Origin of the sequence: Aliidongia dinghuensis, from assembly GCF_014643535.1 — a bacterium.
GTDB classification, from domain to species: Bacteria; Pseudomonadota; Alphaproteobacteria; order ATCC43930; family CGMCC-115725; genus Aliidongia; species Aliidongia dinghuensis.
Genome location: NZ_BMJQ01000001.1, coordinates 302,378 through 317,239, shown reverse-complemented (window position 1 = coordinate 317,239; position 14,862 = coordinate 302,378). Strand labels below are relative to the sequence as shown.

General features: G+C 65.1%; 15 protein-coding genes. 6 read left to right on the top strand and 9 right to left on the bottom strand.

Annotated elements, in window-relative coordinates; genetic code table 11:
* Window positions 1–52 precede the first annotated feature (52 nt).
* A complete protein-coding gene (locus IEY58_RS01535; protein ID WP_189041704.1) occupies window positions 53–466 on the bottom strand; it encodes a MerR family transcriptional regulator in 414 nt (137 codons plus the stop codon).
* An 86-nt stretch (window positions 467–552) separates the two neighbouring features.
* Here IEY58_RS01535 and IEY58_RS01530 point away from each other — a divergent pair, with 86 nt between their 5' ends.
* The 3 genes from IEY58_RS01530 (at window position 553) to IEY58_RS01520 (ending at window position 1,903) form a co-directional block, all read left to right on the top strand.
* On the top strand, window positions 553–927 hold the full coding sequence (locus IEY58_RS01530) for a mercuric reductase (protein ID WP_189041702.1): 375 nt from the start codon (window positions 553–555) through the stop codon (window positions 925–927).
* Between the two features lie 8 nt (window positions 928–935).
* Window positions 936–1,145, top strand: coding sequence for a GDCCVxC domain-containing (seleno)protein (locus IEY58_RS01525; protein ID WP_189041700.1), 210 nt, complete (start codon window positions 936–938; stop codon window positions 1,143–1,145).
* Window positions 1,146–1,438: 293 nt separating this feature from the next.
* A complete protein-coding gene (locus IEY58_RS01520; protein WP_189041698.1) occupies window positions 1,439–1,903 on the top strand; it encodes a hypothetical protein in 465 nt (154 codons plus the stop codon).
* Between the two features lie 48 nt (window positions 1,904–1,951).
* Here the strand turns inward: IEY58_RS01520 and IEY58_RS01515 are convergent, their stop codons facing one another.
* The gene (locus IEY58_RS01515; RefSeq protein ID WP_189041696.1) at window positions 1,952–2,443 is read right to left on the bottom strand and encodes a hypothetical protein; all 492 of its coding nucleotides are present in this window, start codon (window positions 2,441–2,443) and stop codon (window positions 1,952–1,954) included.
* Between the two features lie 259 nt (window positions 2,444–2,702).
* Here IEY58_RS01515 and IEY58_RS01510 point away from each other — a divergent pair, with 259 nt between their 5' ends.
* The 3 genes from IEY58_RS01510 (at window position 2,703) to IEY58_RS01500 (ending at window position 5,096) form a co-directional block, all read left to right on the top strand.
* Window positions 2,703–3,695, top strand: coding sequence for a TraB/GumN family protein (locus IEY58_RS01510; protein ID WP_189041694.1), 993 nt, complete (start codon window positions 2,703–2,705; stop codon window positions 3,693–3,695).
* 220 nt (window positions 3,696–3,915) lie between these two features.
* Complete coding sequence (locus tag IEY58_RS01505) at window positions 3,916–4,557, top strand: hypothetical protein (protein WP_189041692.1); 642 nt, start codon at window positions 3,916–3,918, stop codon at window positions 4,555–4,557.
* Between the two features lie 95 nt (window positions 4,558–4,652).
* Entirely contained in the window at window positions 4,653–5,096 is a 444-nt protein-coding gene (locus IEY58_RS01500) for a hypothetical protein (RefSeq protein WP_189041690.1), read from the top strand.
* Window positions 5,097–5,402: 306 nt separating this feature from the next.
* Here the strand turns inward: IEY58_RS01500 and IEY58_RS01495 are convergent, their stop codons facing one another.
* From IEY58_RS01495 to IEY58_RS01465, 7 genes are all read right to left on the bottom strand, one after another.
* Window positions 5,403–6,728 (bottom strand): MFS transporter, encoded by a 1,326-nt coding sequence (locus IEY58_RS01495; protein WP_189041688.1) that lies wholly within the window; start codon window positions 6,726–6,728, stop codon window positions 5,403–5,405.
* A gap of 138 nt (window positions 6,729–6,866) precedes the next feature.
* Window positions 6,867–7,655: an enoyl-CoA hydratase/isomerase family protein gene (locus tag IEY58_RS01490; RefSeq protein WP_189041686.1), complete on the bottom strand. Its 789-nt coding sequence runs from the start codon at window positions 7,653–7,655 to the stop codon at window positions 6,867–6,869.
* 8 nt (window positions 7,656–7,663) lie between these two features.
* A complete protein-coding gene (locus tag IEY58_RS01485; protein WP_189041684.1) occupies window positions 7,664–9,217 on the bottom strand; it encodes an AMP-binding protein in 1,554 nt (517 codons plus the stop codon).
* Window positions 9,210–9,722 (bottom strand): (2Fe-2S)-binding protein, encoded by a 513-nt coding sequence (locus IEY58_RS01480; protein WP_189041682.1) that lies wholly within the window; start codon window positions 9,720–9,722, stop codon window positions 9,210–9,212. Before IEY58_RS01480 ends, IEY58_RS01485 begins: the two co-directional genes overlap by 8 nt.
* On the bottom strand, window positions 9,722–10,594 hold the full coding sequence (locus IEY58_RS01475) for an FAD binding domain-containing protein (RefSeq protein ID WP_189041680.1): 873 nt from the start codon (window positions 10,592–10,594) through the stop codon (window positions 9,722–9,724). Before IEY58_RS01475 ends, IEY58_RS01480 begins: the two co-directional genes overlap by 1 nt.
* Entirely contained in the window at window positions 10,591–13,542 is a 2,952-nt protein-coding gene (locus IEY58_RS01470) for a xanthine dehydrogenase family protein molybdopterin-binding subunit (protein WP_229743419.1), read from the bottom strand. The genes IEY58_RS01475 and IEY58_RS01470 overlap by 4 nt, the downstream gene beginning before the upstream one ends.
* A 206-nt stretch (window positions 13,543–13,748) precedes the next feature.
* Complete coding sequence (locus tag IEY58_RS01465; RefSeq protein WP_189041677.1) at window positions 13,749–14,588, bottom strand: helix-turn-helix transcriptional regulator; 840 nt, start codon at window positions 14,586–14,588, stop codon at window positions 13,749–13,751.
* Window positions 14,589–14,862: the final 274 nt, after the last annotated feature.

The window sequence follows — 14,862 nt, the reverse complement described above, 5'->3', positions numbered from 1 at the left end:
GCACGTACCCGCCTTGTCTTTGGACGCTTCGCGGTTGCCGCGCCAGGCAACGTCAGCCGGTCGCGTTTCCCGAGAGGGTCTCGATCAACGGACAGCCGTCGTGCGGCTCGACCTCGCACCGGCGAACAGTGTCGACGAGCACCCGCTCCATCGCGCGCAGATCCGCGATCCGCGCACGCACAGCGTCAAGATGCGCGGCGGCGATGTCGCGGGCTTCGGCACAAGCATCCGGTCCGCCGGTCGCCAACCTCAACAGGGCGCGAACCTCGTCGAGCGTGAACCCAAGCTCCCGTGCCCGGCGCACGAACGTCAGCAACCCGACATCTTCGGCATCGTAGCGACGATACCGCCCACGCCGCCGTGGCACAGGGAGCACGCCGACGCTCTCGTAATAGCGGATCGTCTCGATGCCGCAACCGGTCCGGCGGGCGAATTCGCCGATCGACAGGTCATCCAGCCGTGCCATGCGCCGGGCTCCGAAAATAAGAGCTTGAGTCTGTAGTCGCTACAGATCGTAGGGTCGCTCGATCGACCCGGCAAGGAGGACCGAATATGGCCGAAAGCAAACTCGATCTAACCGCTCGGACGAGATCGGCCGGTAGCGGCGCCGTCGCGCTGACCCTCGGCGGCTTGGCCGCGGCCTTCGGCGTAGCGTCATGCTGCGGCCTTCCCTTCCTCCTGGCGGGTGCGGGCCTCGGCACCGCCTGGCTCTATGGCGTCGCCCTCCTCGCGGCACCGCATCGACTGCTTCTGATGACCGTGGCGGCAACGTGCCTGGCGGGTGGCGCCATCCTTCTGTGGCGACAGCGGCGGCAAGCCGTCTGCGCACCCGGTTCGGTCTGCGCGAAACCCGCCGTTCAAGCGCTCGTCGTCGTCGGCTTGCTGGTTGGCTCGGCGCTACTCTATCTCGGCTACAGCTACGCGTGAGGGACCGCATGATTCTCGAATCCACGATCACCTGCCCGGCTTGCGGCTTTGCCAAGACCGAGACGATGCCGCCCGACGCGTGCCAGTTCTTCTACGAGTGCGCTGGCTGTGGAGCGCTGCTCCGCCCCAAGCCGGGCGACTGCTGCGTCTTCTGCTCCTTCGGATCCGTGCCATGCCCGCCGGTCCAGGCCGACGGCGGGCATTCAGGCTGCTGCTGACGGGCGCAAGAGTCGATGCCCCACCGTTGCCGCCTTGGTCAGCTCGGGAACTCGCGGGCATTCATGGTGCATCTCGGCGCCCCCCGGGTGCTTGGCGTCGCAAGTGTTCGGTCCCGAAAGCGCAGGAGGGGTCACGACGCCGCGCCGCTTCACCCTGCGCCTTCGCGACAGCATTCGCCAAGGCCGACACGCTGACGCGGGACACATAATATTTGGGGCGGCGAGCGATCCCCTTCGGGCACTCCGACAAGGCCAGCGGACCACGACCCCGGCCCAAAATCGGGAGGCGGGAAATGCGCCGAAGCAGAAAGCGGATCATCGACGACACCGTCCTGGCGATGGGCTCCGTCGAGGGCGTCGACATCTCCGTCTCGTTCGGTCTCGGACGGCGCGAACGAGACAAGGTCGTCCCATGGTCAGAGGTGATCTCCATGGAGGTGACCTGCCGCCTCACCTACTGGAACTACAAAGGAGTCGACGCGCTCAAGGTGACGCTGTACAGGGCCCTGGAGTTCGAGGACCCAGCGTACGTCCGAGACCTCGAGGCAGTTCCGTTGCCGCACGTCGGAATGCTCCACACGCAGAAGGATTTGCTGCGGGCGTTCGGCGACATGCCGCCATGGATTTTCGACAGCGCCCGGGCGACCCTGACCTGCGGAAAGCCCGCCTACGTCTTGATCCACATGACCAAGCCGGTTCGCCGCCGAGCCTGGCTTCGGCATCTTCAATTCACCACCGACAGGACCGAGCTCGAGTGAGGCAGCCTCATCCCGCCTTCCTGGCTTACCCAGGCATCCGACAACAGGTCAAAACGCCTCGTTCATGAAGAACTCGTCGCGCGTCATCAATTGACTGGGCACGACGTAGGAGAATGGGTCCTTGTCTGTAGACCAAAGACTGCCCGCGTATTCAACGCCTCCTGCTGGCATACGGCTCAGGACCGTGTCGCAATCGCCGCTGGTTTGATCGATCCAGAAAACAACGGCCTGTATGCGAGTGGCGCCGAACCCCTTGGCCTCGCCCGAAAAGGTGTCGTGGGAAGCGCGATCGGGAATGGCCATCGGCTGTTTAGTGGAAACGTCCACACCGTGCACGACGCCGCTGATGACCTTCCAAGCCTCCCAATACAGTGAGAGGTCTTTACTTATATTTCCCGGAGAAATCAGCTGATTACCTGCGCGCTCTACACGCTGGACCAACAGCCCATTGAGGTGCGGTGCACTTAGAACCCATTGAATACGAAGCGAAAATGTCTTGCTATCTTGTTCGCGGGAGATCTCTCTTATTGCGAGGCCCATGTAAATCTCCAAGTTGGAAACCAAGAAGAATAAAACAGAGCCGTTAACCCCATGCGCAACCATAAGTTATAAAGTTTCGATATGCAACCGAACGGAATGTAAGTCCGCCGCCAGCTGGCGAGAGCATCCGCAATGGGGCGAAGTGGGCGGACGTGAAACGGCAGCTCCGGGCCGAATCGCTGGCCCAAGCATCGCTCTATCGCATGCCACCGGAGGATGCTATGACATGCGGCGTCAACTTTTCGTTCAATGAGCCAGCATGTTGTTGAAATCGAGGATGGTCCGTCCGTTTGGTCCCCCTTCGAGGAACGGAAGCTCGTTCAACTACCTTTGGCGCCTATCCGCGGGCGTTCTCGCCCTCGCGACATTGTTGTTCGGCACGACAGACGCCTTCTCGGCGCCCGAAGAGGTGGGCGGCGTCCCCGCGTTCAAGGTGATCGCTCCGAACGGCGCGGAAAACACCCTCGTCGGCAGCCTTCATGTCGCGGCGGACGGATTGCGCCAGCCGTCTCCATCCGTCCTCGCCGGAGCTGCGCGATTGGTCGTCGAAGGGCGCCCTCGGGCAGAATCGCCAAAGGCTGGTGATCTGTTGATTCCGGGCGCCGATGAGATTTTTCGGACAACCGGAGCCTATCCGAAGGCCGCCTGGGCCGAGCCTCTCACCGCGCCGCAGCTAGCAGCGTTCGATGCCGCGGTCAGTTGCCTACCCATTCTGAACCGCCTTCCCGCCGGTTGGTACCTAGCGCAGCGGCGCCCCGACATAGCGGCACTGGTGGTCAGCCTTCCGTGCGGCACGGATGTTAGTCAGCCCGGCCGTGACAAGCTTTTAATGACGGCTGCCGAGAAAGCAGGCATCTCGATCGACGTTCTCGAGACTCCGGATCAGGAGGAGCGACAGCGCTTCAAGATCCCAGATTCCGTTCAAACCCATTCGATAGAAAAGATGCTGTCACTTGATCTGCGAAAGGAATTCGGACAGCTGGTGCGTGATTTCAACACGGGCGACTTTGCGGACATCAAGCGGCTCAGCGACAAGTGCTTCGGTAACGCCGAGGAGGCCGCTCTCTTCGACCGCATTATGGTCGAAGAACGCAACATGATGTGGCGGTCCCCGCTTGAACAGTACCTCCAGGAAGGACGAGCGGTCGTTGTGGTCGGAGCGGGGCATCTTGCGGGCAAGCGCGGCCTTTTGGAGATTTTGAAACGCGACGGCTTCAAGGTTCAACCGGTCAGTCTTCACGCCGCGGGATGAGGGAAAACGACCATACCGGTGCCAGTTGCTCCGCGTCGCGTCTGCGGTCGAACTCTCCGCGTGACATGTAAGGGGCTCTTCGTCCGTTCGTCGAGAAACGGCACAATGATGTCACCCCGCGCTCCCTATTGAGAACAAAGCTTTGTGGCGCCGATCGACGTGGAGACCTCGTGCCGATTCACACATTGCCTCCCGCACGCAGCCCTTTGTCGTAGGAGGCATGGTGTTCCGCATACTCCAAGCTGTCTTCTTCGTGGCAGCGTGCTTGCTCGGGCTGGCGACGCCCGCCATGGCCGGATCTTCAGGGAGCACTGCGCCGGAAGATCCCCCAAGGGACCACACCTATGACCTGACGCCGATAACGTTCGTCGTCGGGGCTCATGAATTCAGGGTGCCAAGCGCCTTCCTGCCGACCTACCATCCGCAGCTCTACATCGAATCGACGCTCCCGGACGTCGGCCCGGTCAACGATGAAAACGCCGACTGCTTTCGTCATTGGAACCTGTGCAAAGAGCGCGTCCGAATCTCACTGACCCCCGGCCACCCGGCAAGCTTTGCCGAAACCGAGGACAGATTTCTGCTGAAGGGAAAGCGACGCGTCCACAACGACCGGCTTGATCTCGACGAATACTTCACTGCTTCCGGGTCGGAATTCCCGTATTTCCGAGCCGTTGACGAAGGGGACGAGATATTGATTGCGTGCGACCGCGTGGAGTCGGACGGCGCACCTAGTGAATGCACGTCCTTCGAGGAGTTCCTGGGTTCCTTGCTTCGGGTTAGCTTCATGGCCGAGAACCTAGCCCAATGGCGGTCGATCAGGGGCGCCGTTCGAGCGCGCATTTCAAGCTTTGAAGTGAAGTGAAGGGATGCCCGGAGGCCAGGCAGAGCGGTGGCCACTTCCTGGCAGGTGTTTCGCAACGGGTGAACTGGAGAGGCTCGACGGGCGAGGAATGGAATATGGTCGACAGGACGCGGTTCGTGGAGCTTTGGCTAAGCGACTTCGTCGAAGACCCCCGTGGAATCGCTGCGGCGTCGCCGATGCGGCCGTTCCTTGTCACCTGCAAGGGCGAGCCTGCGGGAAAGCGAGGCCGCCCCGCGCACAGGAACGTCGTGATCTTTCGGCGTGCTTTCCGGTACGAGGACACGTGGACGGAAGCGATCGAAGAGCTGGTCGCCGCGCTCGGCGGATGGGCCGAAATCGAACAACTGCTCGACCGGGTCGACGATGCCAAGCGCCTGATCCAGCTCACGTTGCCCATCGGCAACTCGCCCCATCAGGAAAACAACTTCATCGAAGCCGCGACCCTTGAGAGGCTGGCCCGGCTCAAAATCGACCTGGGCATGGAGTTCGGCCCTTACCAGGTGGAGGAGAGGCCTGAACCACCATTCGAAGGCGCCTAGGAACGGTCCCGCCGCGCGGGACCCCGCGCTGAAACACGGTCGACCTGCACCGGAATGCCCCCACGCCCCAGAAAGTTCACGACCCAGTACCGTTGGCTTTCCGGCTATTGGTCACGGATGGCGGGCACCTCGACACCTCGACCTCCGGCGGCGGCGAGAGCTTCGGCGAAGACCGCGTGCAGAGTTCCATCTCGCAAAGGGCGCAACCGTCGAAGCCGGAACGCCTTCGGCCCTCGGCTCCAACGGTGGCGCCGGGACGCGCGTCGAGCCTGGCGGATACTCACCACCCCGCCAGGCCCGCAGTTCCTACCTCATCCGATCGCGCGTTTCCGGCACGATGAAGCTTCCGATCAGGTAGAGCAGGAACACGCCCCCGGCGAATATCGAGAGCGAGAGCGGCAGGTCGGTCGGGGTGGGGCTCGCGAGCGACACGAACGTCGGCATCATGCCGCCGATCGCGAAGCCGATATTCCACGAGAGGCCAGTTCCAGTCGCGCGGAGCGACGTCGGGAACCGCTCGTTGAGGAAGATCAGCACCGGCGCGTAGCCTGCGTTCCCCAGGAACGCGAGCGCTATGGCGCATCCGGTGACGACAGCTACGTCGGTGACACCCGCCATCGCCCTGTAGCAGACGGGGATCAGGATGAGGTTGACCAGCCCTATCACAATGAAGGTCGGCTTGCGACCGACCTGGTCGCTGATCCATCCCACGACCAACGAGGCGATGAGCGCCCCCACGCTGGCACCCATCAGGATCAACGACGTCGTCGTGCCCGGCAGCTTGTTGACGATCTTGAGGAAGCTCGGGAGATAGCCCGAAGTCAGGTAGTAGCCCGCGCCGCCGCCGATCGTGATCATCAGGTTGACGAGCAGCACGCCGCGGTGGTCGGCGCTGAACAGCGTCGCAAGAGGAGAGCGCCGATCGGAAGAGAGCGCCTTCTTCGCCTGGGCCAGGCGCCAAAGCGGCGACTCCTCGAGGCTGTTGAAGACGGCTAGTCCCAGGACCGAGCTCAGGATCCCGGCGAAGAACATGCAGCGCCAGCCCCATGCGGCGAAGCTGTCGCCGGGGAAGATCGAGCTCGTTACGAGGAACACGATCGAGGCTAGGAGCGCGCCGACCGCGGCGCCGCCGCCGCCGATGAGGCCGGACATGGTGCCGCGCCATTTCGGGGAGACCGATTCCGTCCCGATCGTGTGCGTCGAGGCAACCACGCCGCCGACGAAGACGCCCTGGACAAGCCGGAGGATCAGGAAGAGCACGGGCGAGATCAGGCCCGCCTGCTGAAGGGTCGGGAGAGTGCCGAAAGCCGCCGTGCTGATGCCGACGCCGACGACGGCCACGACCATCGCTCCCTTGCGCCCATGCCTGTCCGCATAGGAGCCGAACACGGCCGAGCCGACCGGTCGCATCAGCAGCGTGACCGCGAAGGACGCGTAGACGGCCGCAAGGGAGAGCGTGGGGAACTGGGACGGGAAGAACAGCGCCCCGATCGTCGGCGCCACGTAGAGCAGGATGAATAGGTCGAACAGATCGAGCGACCAGCCAAGACAAGACGCCGCAATGGCGAAAAATGTCTGCCGCGGCGTCGCTTCGACCGCGTCCAGTGCGTCGGGCTTCTGTGCAATCGCCATGGAATGTTCCTCCCCGTCAGTAAGGCAGCATCTGCGTGCGCTTGTTCGCGAGCGCCGAGGGGCCTCGCGTTGAATGTCTGCGTATCAGGAGAAGCAGCCGGGACGGCCCGCCTCCCCTGGCAGCGGCTAGCTGCTCGCTCAGCTGCCGCGGAAGTTCGGTGGGCGCTTGCTGTGGAAGGCGTCGACGCCCTCCGCGAAGTCGTCCGAGGACCGCAAGCGGCTGTAGCAATGCCCTTCCAGCTCGATCGCGATCGACAGCGACGCATCCTCGGTGTCGTTCAGCAGCTTCTTGGCCGTCCGCTGGGCCAGCGGCGAAAACCCCACCAGCTCCGCCACCAAGGCGTCCGTGGCGGCCTCGAGCTGGTCGTCCGGCACCATCTCGGTCGCGATGCCCCAGTCGAGCGCCTGGTTGGCGCCGATGCGGCGGGAGCGCATGACGATGTCCTTGGTGCGCGTGATGCCGACGATCTTCTGAAGGCGCGCGGAGCCGCCCGAGCCCGGGATCTGCCCCAGCTTCTGTTCCGGGAGCGCGTACTGGCAGGTCTCCGAGACGATGCGGAAGTCGCAGGCCAGCGAGATCTCGAAGCCGACGCCGAAGGCATAGCCGCGGTTCGCCGCGATCACGGGCTTTCCGCAGCGCGCGGGCGCGGCAACGTTCCAGGCGAGCTTCGAGACATGCTCGGGCGAAGCTTCCATGAAGCCCTTGATGTTGCCGCCGCTGGAGAAGTGCTCGCCGACGGCTCGGAGGACGATGACGCGAACCGCGCTGTCCTCGTCGAGTGCCTCGAAAACTTTCCGGAGCTGGTCGCGCTGCGGCATCGAGATGACGTTGAGCGGCGCGCGATCGAGGATCACGTCGGCGCGGAATCGCTCTGCGTCGACTTCCACGCGGAAACCGTCGAGATCATTGAAGCGGGGATCAGTCATGGGGGCGCTCATGCGATTGGTTCCTGGTTCTGGGCCTTGGGATCGGCGAGGCGGTACTCACCGTCGACGAGCTTGCGGCGCAGCAGCTTGCCCACCGGCGAGCGGGGGATCTGCTCGACGAACACGATCCGGCGGGGGCGCTTGAAATTGGCGAGGGTCGACTCGCGGCAATGCCTGTCCAGCTCCTCGGCATCGACGGGATGGCTCAACCTGACGAAGGCGGTGACGACCTTGCCGAGCCGTTCGTCCGGCAGGCCGACCACGGCCACCTCGGAGACGGCGGGATGCAGGGAAAGGCAGCTCTCGACCTCGACCGGGGAGACGTTCTCGCCGCCGGTGATGATCAGGTCGTCGACCCGGCCCGTGACGAAGAGGTCGCCGTCGGCGTCGAAATAGCCGGTGTCGCTGGTGAAGTACCAACCGTCCCGCAACGCCTTCGCGTCCGCGTCGGGCCTCAGCCAATAGCCCTCGAACGCCTCGTCTCCAGTGAGGGACGCGATAATCTCGCCCTCCTCACCGGGAGCGGCCAGGTCGTCCGCGGACAAGGCGTCGATGCGGACGACCCGGATGCGCTGGTTGAGGGCCGCCCGGCCTGCGGATCCCGGCTTGGTCGCCGCATCCTGGTTGATCGTGCAGGTGTAGATCTCGGAGCTGCCGTAGTGATTGACGAACAGCTCGGGCCGGAAGGCTTCCTCGAGGCGGCGCAACAGGCCGTCGGTCATCGGCGCTCCCGCGAACCCGAGCTTCCGCACCGAACTCACGTCCGCCGACTTGAAGGAGGGGTGGTGGACCACGTCGTGATAGAGCGTGGGCGCCAGGTAGAGGTTGGTGATCGCTTCCCGCTCGATCAGTGCCAGAGCCCCTTCGATGTCGAAGCGAGGAAGGCAGACGAAAGTCCCACCGACCAAGGACATCGCAAGGAGCGATCGCACGCCCATGGTGTGATAGAGCGGCATGACGCCGAGCGTGCGTTCGCCGCGGCCGTAGAGGTTTTGCGCGAGATGGGCGATCGCCGCCGCTCGTTCCGCCCGCTGCCGACGCGGCACTCCCTTGGGGCGCGACGTCGTCCCGGACGTGTAAAGCATCAGGGACCAGGCGTCGGCACTCACCCTCGGCTGCGCATCGGGAGCCGATCGTTCGACCAGTTCGTCGAATGCAATCTCACCGTCGCTAGCGGCGCCGAGAGATATCCTGCGGATGCTCATTGCGGCGGGCGCCGAATGGACCGCGTCCGCGGATGCGGGCTCGTAGACGAGCAGCGACGCACCGGAGTCGGTGACGCAGAATTCGACGTCGTCCGCCTTCGCTCGCCAATTCAGCGGCGTGATGATGACCCCGGCGAGCTGGCACGCCCAATGGAGTGTGGCAGCCTGCCAGCGGTTCTGCAGAACCGTGACAAGATGGTCGCCCGGCTTCAGCCCGAGCTCGTCCAGCGCCGCGACGATGGCCGATACCCGACGATACCAGGCGACATACGTGAGGCGGGTTTCGCCATCGACGATCGCGAGAACGTTCGGATCGCGCTCCACGCTGGCGATGAAGCTTGTGCCGAGATCAAGCATGGCTCGGCTCTTCCGCGCGCAGGCGGGCCGCCGCCGTCATGGCCGCAGCGACAATCGGGGTGTAGCCGGTACAGCGGCAGAGATGACCGGACAGGACTTCGCGGATGGCGGCCTCGGTCGGGTCGGGGTTGCCACGCAGGAACGCATCGAGCGACATGAGGATTCCGGCGGTGCAGAAGCCGCACTGGAGGCCGTGATGCTCCCGGAAGCTTTCCTGCAGGATGGCGAGACGTTCCGGTGACGGCGCCAGGCCTTCGACCGTGCGGATCTCGGCGCCATCGGACTGTACCGCGAGCCTCAAGCAGGACCGGACCGGTGCCCCGTCGATCTGGACGGTGCAAGCCCCGCAGACACCATGTTCGCAACCGACATGCGTGCCCGTGGCACCGATCACATGGCGCAGGAAATCATGCAGCAGGAGACGCGGCTCGGCCTCCCCCCTGACCGGGCGGCCGTTCAGCGTAAAGGATACCGGGTGGCGGCTGGTGGCGGAAAGGCGGGGCATCAGGCAGCATCCTGTTGGTGACCGGTCGGCGGCGGCGTCACGCCGTCTCGCCGCCGCACGGCTTCTTCGATGACCTGGCGGCCGAGGCGCCTGACGAGCTCGCGCCGATAGCGGGCGGTGGCGTGGAGGTCGTCGCGGGCGTTGAGGTCCCAGGCGAAGGTTTCGAGCGCGTCGTCGAGGGCGCTCCCCTCCTCCGGCAGCGGCAACGGCCGAGCCATCGGCATGTCGGCGACGCCCCCGACCGCCAAGCGGGCGCCCTTGCGATCGACCACGGCCGCGCAGGCGACGATGGCGAAGTCGCCGTGGCGCCGTCCGACTTCGCGGAACGCGTAGCCCGTGTCCGGCCTCGCCAGGGGGAACGAGATCGCCTCGATGACCTCTTGGTCGGCCCGAGCGGTGGCCATCATGCCCGTGAAGAAGTCGTCGGCTTTGAGGGTCCGGCGCTGCTTGCGGGACCTCAGGTGGACCGACCCCAGCAAGGCCAGCAGCACCAAGGGGATCTCGGCGCTTGGATCGGCGTGGGCGACGGAGCCGCACAGGGTGCCGGAAGCACGAGTCTGCATGTGGCCGACCCAAGGAATGGCGGCGGCCAGCAACGGCAGTTCGCCGACCAGGTCGGCTCGATGCTCGATCTGCGCTTGCCGGACCGCGGCACCGATCTTGAGGGCGTCCCCGGAGGCGGTGACCTGTCGCAGCGCATCCACATGCATGACGTCCACGAGCACGCTCGGCCGGGCGAGCCGCATGTTGAGCATAGGCAGCAGCGATTGGCCCCCGGCCAGGATCCGAGCGTCGGAACCGCCCTCCCACAACGCCTCCAGGACCTCGTCCAGGGTCGCGGCGCGAAGGTAGTCGAATGCAGGGGGCTTCATGACCGCCTCCCGAACAGACGTCTTAGGAAAGCCACCAAGCCGCGCTTCGGCGCACCGCCAGCCTGCGCCGCCAGAGCGCTGAAGAACTGCCCGATGACGACACGGGCCGCGCCATCGAGAAGACGTCCGCCGATCGACGCCACCTTGCCGCCGATCTCCGCCTCGTAGCGGTACGCGACCTTGGTCCGGCCCGGCGCCTCCTCGGATAGCGTCACCACGCCGACGCCTTGGCCGAAGCCGAGCGCCCCGTTCGTCGATCCGGTGAGGGTGACCTTCTCGGGAGCCAACATCTCGGAAAGGCTGATCTCCGACTTGTACCTTCCCTTGACCGGGCCGACGCCGAGCGTCACCTCGGCGCGGAATTGGGTGTCGGAGAGCTTCTCGATGCCATGGGCACCCGGCACGATCGCCATGAGCGCTTGGGGGTCGAGCAACATCGCCCAGACCTTGTCCCGCGGCGCGTCGACCGATGCGGTCCCATCGCCGGTGAGCATTCTCGCGCCCGGTTTTGCGGGAACGCTCGGACGCGTCGCTGGCGAATGCTTTGGCGGGGCTTCGGCGCCGTAGAGGTGGTCTGCGAGATGCGACGGCAGGATCGGCAAGGTGATGTCGGAGAGCCCCAAGGCATCGGCGACCGCGTTGGCGATGCAGACCGGGGTGGACATGCAGTTGCCCTCCCCGACGCCCTTGGCGCCAAGAGGCGTGAACGGCGACGGCGTCTCCAGGTGCAGGATGATCGGATCCGGCACCTCCATCGTGGTCGGGATCAGGTAATCCGCCAACGTGCCGGACAGGAAGCTGCCGTCGGCGCCGTAGCTGTGCTCCTCATAGAGCGCCGCTCCCAGGGCATGGGCGAAACCGCCGCGGACCTGGCCGTCGACCATTCCCGGGTGGAGGATGTGGCCGCAGTCGTGCATCGTCACGTACCGGTCGATCTTGGTCTCACCGGTGGTCCGATCGATTTCGACGCCACAGAAGTCGAAGATGAAGCCGTGGCAGAGCGAGGAATTGACCTCGTCCTTCGCGTTCGGCGCCACCAGCTGATCCGGGGTCCAGAACACGGTCTCCCGAAGCGGCTGCTCGACGCCGTCCGGCAGGGTGCCGGGTGCCCAGTGCCCGGCCGCCGCGACGCGCGAGAAGCTCGTGCCGTTGTCGAGATTTCCCTTCGCCCGGGCCCGGCCTTCGGCGAACTCGACCTCGTCGGGGAGGATGTTGAGCTGTGCCGCGGCGATCTGCGCCAAGCGGCCGCGTAGCCGCGTCGCGGCAAGGTGGGCGGCACCCGCCACCGCCGGAGCGAACCGACTGGAGTAGTTCCCCGAGGCGATCGACCACGCGTCCTTGCCCGTGTCGACGTCGGTGACGACCGATATCGTGGAGGGCGGTAGGCCGAACACATCCCCGACGACCTGGCCCAGTACGGTGCGGTGCCCCTGACCCTGGGGAACCGAAGCGACGTGGACCGAGACCGAGCCGAGCGGGTCGATATGGATCGTCGCTGTCGCCTGCGCGCCGTTCTTCGGCCCTGCCTTCCGACGCTCGTCCGCCGTCAGGACGGTGGTGATGTAGCCCATGTTGGAGACGCTGGGTTCGACGACCGCGGTGTACCCGATGCCGTAGAGGCGCCCCTCGGCGCGGGCCTGATCGCGCCGCTTCAGCAGTTCCGCGTGCCCGCCCTTTTCGAGCGCGACCGAGAGGGCGGTCTGGTAGTCGCCGGAGTCCAGCACCGCTCCGGTCGCGGTCTTGTAGGGGAAGGAGCCTTGCGGCACGAGGTTGCGGCGAATGACATCCAGGGGATCGAGACCCAGCTCGATTGCGATCCGCTGCATCAGGCGCTCGAGCGCGAAATAGACCTGGGGTCCGCCGAAGCCGCGGTTGAGGCCCGTCGGCGTCTTGTTGGTGACCACGACCCGATTGCGGATGGCGACGTTTCGGATCGCGTAGGCCCCGGTCATGTTGCCGTGCATGCGATAGAGCGTGGCAGGCTCCGGCGCCCGAAGATGCGCGCCGCAATCCTCGACCTGATCCCAATCCAGCGCCGTGATTCGCCCGTTGGCCTCGACCGCGGCTTCGAGCCGGGTTCCGCGATTGGTCGCGACGGTCGACGCGGCAAGGTGCTCGAGCCGATCCTCGATCCACTTCACGGGACGCTGGACGACGCGCGCCGCGGCCCCGATGAGCACGATGTAGGGGAACACCCCCTGCTTGACGCCGAAGCTGCCGCCGGAATCCGGTGGCGTCCGAAGGCGCAACCGGTTCCCGGGGACCTTGAGCGCACGCGAAATCACCGCATGAATGCTGAAGGGACCCTGGAAATTGGCCCGGATGTCATAGCCGTCGAGGCCCGGATCGTATTCGGCGATGACCCCGTAGGTCTCGATGGGCGTGCAGGCATTCCGCGGGTAGCGCACGTCGACCGAGACACGATGCGGAGCCTCGGCAAAGGCGCGCTCCGGATCGCCGTACCGGAAGCGTCGATCGCTCGCGACGTTGTTGGCGAGGCCCAGGGTGCCGAACCCCTCATGAAGGACGGGCGCTTCGGGCTTCATCGCCTCGAACGGATCGACCACGGCGCCAAGCGGCTTGTACCGGACCTCAACGAGATCGATCGCGTCTTCAGCGAGATATCGGTCGGACGCGACGACCACCGCAACCGGTTCGCCGACGTACCGGACCCGGTCGACGGCGATCGGCCAGCAATCGACCGGTGCCTTCACGCCGACGACCATGCTGGCGGTCAGGGCCCGGATATCCTCGCCCGTCAGGATGGCCTCAACGCCCGGCATCGCCTTGGCCCGCTCGACATCGATCGCCTCGATCAAGGCGTGCGCGTGGGGGGAGCGGAGGATGGCGGCGTGGAGCGTGCCCGGCGTGATGCCGAGGTCGTCGATGTAGCGCCCGCGCCCGGTCAGGAGGGCCGCGTCCTCGACGCGCGGGGGCGACTTCCCCACCCAGCCTTCGCTGATGCTTACGCGTCGTTCCGGGTCCCGGAGGACGGCACTCTGTTCCACTTGGGCCTCTCCCTAGCGCGTCTTCGAAACGCTTGGGTGCAGGCTGCACACAGGAACGGGGAGACGTGGATACCGCCGGGTCGCACGACTTACCCTACCGTCTCTTAATTCGGATGCCCGATCGCGTGATTAGGATTTCCGATCGCTCATTGCCGCGCGACGGACCGGAACTCGCTTGGCGTCGCCCCTGCGTGATCCCTGAAGAACCGGGTGAAATGGGGCGGTGCGCTGAAACCCAGGCGATCGCTCAGGTCCGAGAGGCTCACCTCGGAATTGACCAGCTCGCCGACGGCGTATTCCAACCGCACCACGTTGAGGAAGACACGCGGCGGGACGTCGATCGATTTCTCGAAGAGACGGAAGAAATGCGCGCGGGAAAGGCCGACTTCTCTCGCCAACGCGCTCATGTCTCCGATCTCTCCCGGGTTCGCCCGTATGACCTCGAGCGCGCGTCGGATCCGCCAATCGACGCTTCCGCGGCGAGCGAGATCCCGGAGGGAAACAGTAACCTCGCGCCACGGCGAGAATTTCTCGATGACCGCAATCATCAGGTCGGAGAGAAGCCGCTCCTGTTCGGCCCCCGTCACGGAGCTATTCGTCATCGAGAACGCGAGCTCGTCGGCAAGGGAGCGGATCAGCGGAGTGAGTTCGCCAGAGAGGCGCTCGAAAAAGCCGGGCGCTCCGCTCGCGGTCCAATTCTTCCGAAATCCCGCCAGCCAGATCGGCTCGATATAGAGCGCCAATATGATCGTCCGCGTCCGCCTTGGATCATGGACGTACGCGTGAGGCTCCCACGCGTTGATCAGGACGGCGTTGTTGGTGGTCAATGGCACGATCTGATCCCGCACCGAAAATTGGGTGTCGGAACCCTCCGCCTTGATCAGGACGTGGCAGTGAGGATGCGCATGGCGAACGAGCGAAGCATCCATGTCGAGTAAGGCAACTCGACCGAACGCTCCATGCGCGATGCGGAGCGCATTCGACATCGTCTCTCCTCCCGCCTGCGTTTCCTCCGACTTCGATCGGTCGGGACCGTGTCTCATTTCCGAGCTCTAAGCTCGACAGCATTCCGCCGATGCCGCAGCGGAATCCACAAAACGGTCATGTTCGTTTCGAGTCAATACGGCGAACGATACTTGCTGGCAAGAGAACCGGCCCGCCTTGAACGGCGCCGTCAGGAGCCTGTGTCCGGCGTCAGGCCGATCGGCCGATCGGCCGACGCACCCGTCGTATGCGTCGGCTACCCCATGGCTATGCCGT